Here is a 4,740-nt window from a genome sequence, read left to right as displayed (position 1 = left end):
GTCCTCCTCGGCACGGACGGCCCCCGGGTCATCGACTTCGGCATCGCCCGAGCCGCCGACACCACCGCCCTGACCCGCACCGGCGTCACCGCCGGCACCCCCGCCTTCATGGCACCGGAACAAGCGATGGCCCAGCCGGTCACGCCGGCGGCCGACATCTTCGCCCTCGGCCTGATCGCCGTCTTCGTCACGGCCGGCTCCCCGCCCTTCGGAGACGGCTCCTCTCCCGCCGTGCTCTACCGCATCGTCCACGAGGAGCCCGACCTGTCCGGTGTGCCGGCGGAGTTGCGCGAGGTCGTGACGCGGTGCCTGGCGAAGAATCCGGCGGACCGGCCGTCCCCCGCGGAGGTGGTGCGGATGTGCCGGCCGTTGACGGACGGCGCCCCGCTGCCGGCCGAGGGCTGGCTGCCGCCGGCGGTGAGCGCCGAGATCGACCAGCACGCGCGGACGGTCACCTCGCTGGCCGCCCAACCGGCGGCGTCGTTCGGGCCGCCTCCGCGTCCGGCGGCGTTCCCCACGGCCGCGTCCGCCGCGCCGGCCCACACCCCGCCGGGTGGTCAGGGCCCACAGACACGTGGCCGAGGGCGGAACGTCCTGCTGGCGGCCGTTGCCGTCGTCGCGGTGCTGGCCGGCGTGGGCATCGGGGCCATGCTGATGAGCGGGGGCGGTGACGAGGGCCCCGGCACCGACGACTCGGCGGGTGACGGGACATCCCGGACGCCGACGGGCTCGGACCCCACCCCGGACGACGAGGAGACCGGGTCGAGCCCCCCGGAGACCCCGGCGGAGACCACGCCGGAAGCACCGGCCGAACCGGAGCCGGCCGTCTACGAAGACCTCTCCATCTCACACGGCTACATCATCTGGCTGTACGAGGACCCGCCGCGGCCGGTGGACTCGGAGATCGGCCCGGGCTACGAGGGGGACTTCGGATACCTCGGATCGGACCTCATCCTCGATCCCCACCTGCTGACCGACGACGACAACACCATGGCGCTGCTGCGACAGGACGAGACCGGCTCGCTCGACACCTGCCGCTCGGTGACGCGGTACACGGACCGGCTCTTCATCCAGGAGGAGGCACCTCCCGGTTCGGAGATCTGCCTGACCACCGCCACGGGGGACATCGGCCTGGTCACGGTGAAGGAGTTCACGCCCGAGTACGTGACCATCGACCTCACCGTCTGGCGCGGCGCGGCGCAGTAGCCGGGCCGGCTCAGGCCGGCTGTCGGCGGAAGGCCAGGGCGCCAGCGAACAGGCCGAGCCCGGCCAGGGCGACGGTGACGGCCACGCCGGCGGCGACGGTGCCGTTGGCGTAGTGGCCGAGGAACGCCTCGCGCACGGCGTCGACGGTGTAGCGGAGCGGCACCGCCCGGGAGGCGCCGTCCAGCCAGCCGGGCGCCAGGGTCATGGGCAGCAGCAGGCCGGAGAGCAGCATCAGCGGCATGGCGGCCGTGTTGGCGACGGCGGCGAACTCCGGAACGGTGCGGACGCGCATCGCGAGCCCGTGGGAGAGGGCGGACAGCGCCGCCGCGAGCAGGCCCACGAGGAGCAGGCCGAGCAGCACGCCGCCGAGCGGGGCCCGCAGGCCGAGGGCGAGCCCGAGCAGCACGAGGACGACGGACTGCGCGAGCAGTTGGACGACGTCGCGCAGGGTGCGTCCCAGCAGCGGGGCCAGCGGGCTCACGGGGGTGGCGCGAATCCGGTCGAGCACCCCCGTGTTGCGGTCCATCAGCAGGCCTATCCCCACGAACGAGCCGCCGAGCAGGGTGAGTTGGACGAGCACTCCGGGCACCAGCACCTGCCAGGACGAGCCGCCGGCGCCCAGGTCGAGTTCGGTGAGCAGCGGGCCGAAGAGGGCCAGGAAGAGCACGGGTTGGAGCATGGCGAAGGCCAGCTGGGTGCGGGAGCGGAGCGTGGCGCGCAGCGCGCGGCCGAAGATGACGCCGGTGTCGGTGAGCAGGTTCACGGTGGGTTCCTAGACGGCGAGGGGCGCCTCGGGCGCCCCACGGCCGGTGATGGCGAGGAAGGCGTCCTGGAGGCTGGCGGTCGGGTCGCCGGCGTGCCGGCGTTTGAGCTCGGTGGGGGTGCCCTCGGCGACGACGGTGCCGGCGTCGACCACGACGACGCGGTCGGCGAGGGCGTCGGCCTCGTCCAGGTAGTGGGTGGTGAGGAAGACGGTGGTGCCGTGCCGGTCGCGGACGTCCCCGACCAGCTGCCACAGTTCGGCGCGGCTGCCCGGGTCGAGTCCGGTGGTCGGCTCGTCGAGGAAGAGCACCTCGGGGTGGTTGACCAGGCCGAGGGCGATCTCCAGCCGGCGGCGTTGGCCGCCGGAGAGCGTGCCGGCCGGACGGTCGAGGAGGTCGGTGAGGCCGAGGTCGCCGGCGAGTTCCTCGGCCCGGTCGCGCGCGGTGGCCCGGTCGAGCCGGTGCAGCCGTCCCTGGGTGACCAGCTCCTCACGGCCCGTGCAGGTGAGGTCGAGGCCGCCGGACTGCGCCACGTAGCCGATGCGGCGGCGCACCCCCGCGGGGTCGCGCACCAGGTCGTGGCCGGCGATCTCGGCCTCGCCGCCGCTGGGCGGCAGCAGGGTGGTGAGCATGCGGAGGGTGGTGGTCTTGCCGGCGCCGTTGGGCCCGAGGAAGCCGAGGATCTCGCCGCGTCGGGCGGTCAGGTCGATGCCGCGCACGGCGTGCACGGGCCCGGTACTGAGCCGGAAGGTGCGGGTGAGCCCGCGGATCCGGATGACGGTGGTGGACATGGCGCCGATGGAAGCACAGCGCACTGCAAAAATGCAATCGACTTAAGTTTTGCAGCGCAATGCGGTTAGACTTGGCCTCATGAGCGAGGGCCTGCGGGAACGCAAGAAGCGACAGACACGCCAGCGCATCGGCGAGGCGGCCACGACGCTGTTTCTGGCGCGCGGGTTCGACAACGTGACGATCGCCGAGGTCGCCGAGGCCGCCGAGGTGTCGGTGAACACGCTGTACAACTACGTGGAGGCCAAGGAGGACCTGGTCCTGCCGCCCAGCGAGCTGTTCGCGCGGCGGCTCGCCGACTTCGTCCAGGAGCGCGCGGTGGGCGAGTCCGCCGCCGGTGCGATCCTGTCCCGGCTCAGGGACGAGGTGCACCGCAGGGACCGCAGGCTGGGCCTCACCGAGGGCTTCGCCCCCGTCTACCTGATGATGCGGGCCGCCCCCACCCTGACCGCCCGGCTCGAACTCCTCGGCCGGCAGATGACGGCCGAGCTGGCCACCGTGCTGGCCGAGGAGACGGGCACCACCCCCGACGACCCGCTTCCCCGCCTGGTGGCCCACCAGCTCGGCGCCCTGCATGCCCTGGTCTTCAGCGAGATCGGCCGGCTGATCTCCGCGGGCCAGGGCCCCGACGCGATCGCCGAGGCCGTGCTCGCGCTGCTCGCCGCGGCCGAGTCGACCCTCGGCGACCCTCTGCTCGGCTACGCCACCCGGGAGAACACCCCCGGCGAGAACACCACAGGAGAGGACTAACCGTGTTCCGCGTGACCATCCGCGGCAGGTTCGACGCCCTCGGCGACGCCGACCGCGCCCGCCTGACCGCCACCGACCTCTTCCAGGCCGCCTTCACCGAGGCGGGCACCTTCACCTACGACCCGTCCCTGACCGCCTTCACCTTCCGCGCCCAGGTTCCGGCGGCGCGGGAGACAGACGGCGAGCCCGAGGCGACGGCCCGCGCGGTCGCGGCCCTGGAGGCGCACGGGTTCCCGCACCGGATCCTGCGGGTCGCCGTCACCGACATGCGGACCATCAGGATCCGCCGCCGGGGCGGGCGGCGCTGACGGTCCCGACCGTCGCCGCACCAGCCCGCCGACCCGTTCGAAGGCGGCGCCGACCCGCCACGCGCTGCCGACCGCCGTGCCGGAGAGCCGGTCGGCCAGCGACCGCCGCGAACCCGTCAGCGCCAGCCAGGCGTTGAGGACGAAACACACCGCGGCGACGGTCCAGCACAGCAGCGACAGCGTGCCGGCGCCCCCGACCAACAGGCAGCAGGCCAGCGCGTACCAGCCGACGTCGACCACCGTCACCACGGCCGCGCGGACGGCCGACCGCCGCGGCCCCGGCCGCCCCTCGCCACCGCGCGGCCCGACCGACAGCGCCAGCAGCGCCTGCCCCGGGGTGCGGCCCGCCAGCGCGAGCGAGGCGAAGTGGTACAGGAAGGTGAGCGCGACCAGCACGGCGAACGCCTGCCAGACGGCGGCGACCGCCGACCACCACACCGACTCCCCGACGTCCCGGCCCGCACCCACCAGGTCACCGTCCGAGGTGACGACCTGCCAGGCGGTGGTCCCCGCCAGGCCGGTCGCGTCGGTGAGTTGGGCGCCGATCCGGTGGAAGGTGAACGCCGCGAGCTGCACCGCCACCAGCACGGCGACGGCGAAGTCCACCAGCCAGGCGCAGATCCTCCGCGTCCGAGCCGCACGTGGCACCATCGGCCCTCCCCCAGAACGTGCCCCACAGTGTAGGGCTCCGTAGCCGAACTGATTCATTACCCGTATCGGACGGTTTCCGGCCACGGCTAGGTTGAGCGCCGTGGCTGCCCCGTTGAACGCTGAAGACCCGACCCACATCGCCGGTTACCGGCTCACCCACCGCCTGGGCGAGGGCGGGATGGGCAAGGTGTACCTGTCGCACACGCCGGGTGGCCGGCCGATCGCCATCAAGGTGATCCGGCCGGAAGTCGCCGGCGACCCCGAGTTCCGACGAC

Annotated in this window: 5 protein-coding genes and 2 pseudogenes; 4 read left to right on the top strand and 3 right to left on the bottom strand. The window is 73.6% G+C overall.

The genetic code is table 11. From position 1 onward, the window contains the following. Nucleotides 1–1,206, top strand: a 1,206-nt coding sequence (locus E1283_RS32040) for a serine/threonine-protein kinase (protein ID WP_165956320.1), incomplete at its 5' end; no start/stop codon positions are given. 10 nt (nucleotides 1,207–1,216) lie between these two features. Here the strand turns inward: E1283_RS32040 and E1283_RS32035 are convergent. Together E1283_RS32035 and E1283_RS32030 are read right to left on the bottom strand one after the other, a co-directional pair. Further along, on the bottom strand, nucleotides 1,217–1,969 hold the full coding sequence (locus tag E1283_RS32035) for an ABC transporter permease (protein WP_132821674.1): 753 nt from the start codon (nucleotides 1,967–1,969) through the stop codon (nucleotides 1,217–1,219). A gap of 9 nt (nucleotides 1,970–1,978) precedes the next feature. Continuing rightward, a complete protein-coding gene (locus tag E1283_RS32030; protein WP_132821673.1) occupies nucleotides 1,979–2,758 on the bottom strand; it encodes an ABC transporter ATP-binding protein in 780 nt (259 codons plus the stop codon). Between the two features lie 79 nt (nucleotides 2,759–2,837). Between E1283_RS32030 and E1283_RS32025 the strand changes: the two genes are divergently transcribed. After that, nucleotides 2,838–3,506: a TetR/AcrR family transcriptional regulator gene (locus E1283_RS32025; RefSeq protein ID WP_132821672.1), complete on the top strand. Its 669-nt coding sequence runs from the start codon at nucleotides 2,838–2,840 to the stop codon at nucleotides 3,504–3,506. A 2-nt stretch (nucleotides 3,507–3,508) separates the two neighbouring features. Continuing rightward, complete coding sequence (locus E1283_RS39250; protein ID WP_132821675.1) at nucleotides 3,509–3,814, top strand: DUF6204 family protein; 306 nt, start codon at nucleotides 3,509–3,511, stop codon at nucleotides 3,812–3,814. 90 nt (nucleotides 3,815–3,904) lie between these two features. Here E1283_RS39250 and E1283_RS32015 read toward each other — a convergent pair. After that, nucleotides 3,905–4,465 (bottom strand): annotated as a pseudogene (locus tag E1283_RS32015) (RDD family protein); the annotation flags it as partial. A 64-nt stretch (nucleotides 4,466–4,529) separates the two neighbouring features. On the opposite strand from E1283_RS32015, the pseudogene E1283_RS39245 reads away from it, so the two are divergent. Further along, nucleotides 4,530–4,740 (top strand): annotated as a pseudogene (locus tag E1283_RS39245) (serine/threonine protein kinase); the annotation flags it as partial.

Source organism: Streptomyces hainanensis (genome assembly GCF_004348415.1).
GTDB classification, from domain to species: Bacteria; Actinomycetota; Actinomycetes; order Streptomycetales; family Streptomycetaceae; genus Streptomyces; species Streptomyces hainanensis.
Note: the sequence above shows the minus strand (reverse complement) of the source record. Positions and strands in the feature narration are given on the sequence as shown.

What these genes read in the sequence shown, in the direction of transcription:
- E1283_RS32030 (WP_132821673.1), bottom strand. Translation starts at nt 2,758, where the DNA reads ATGTCCACCACCGTCATCCGGATCCGCGGGCTCACCCGCACCTTCCGG.
- E1283_RS32025 (WP_132821672.1), top strand. Translation starts at nt 2,838, where the DNA reads ATGAGCGAGGGCCTGCGGGAACGCAAGAAGCGACAGACACGCCAGCGC.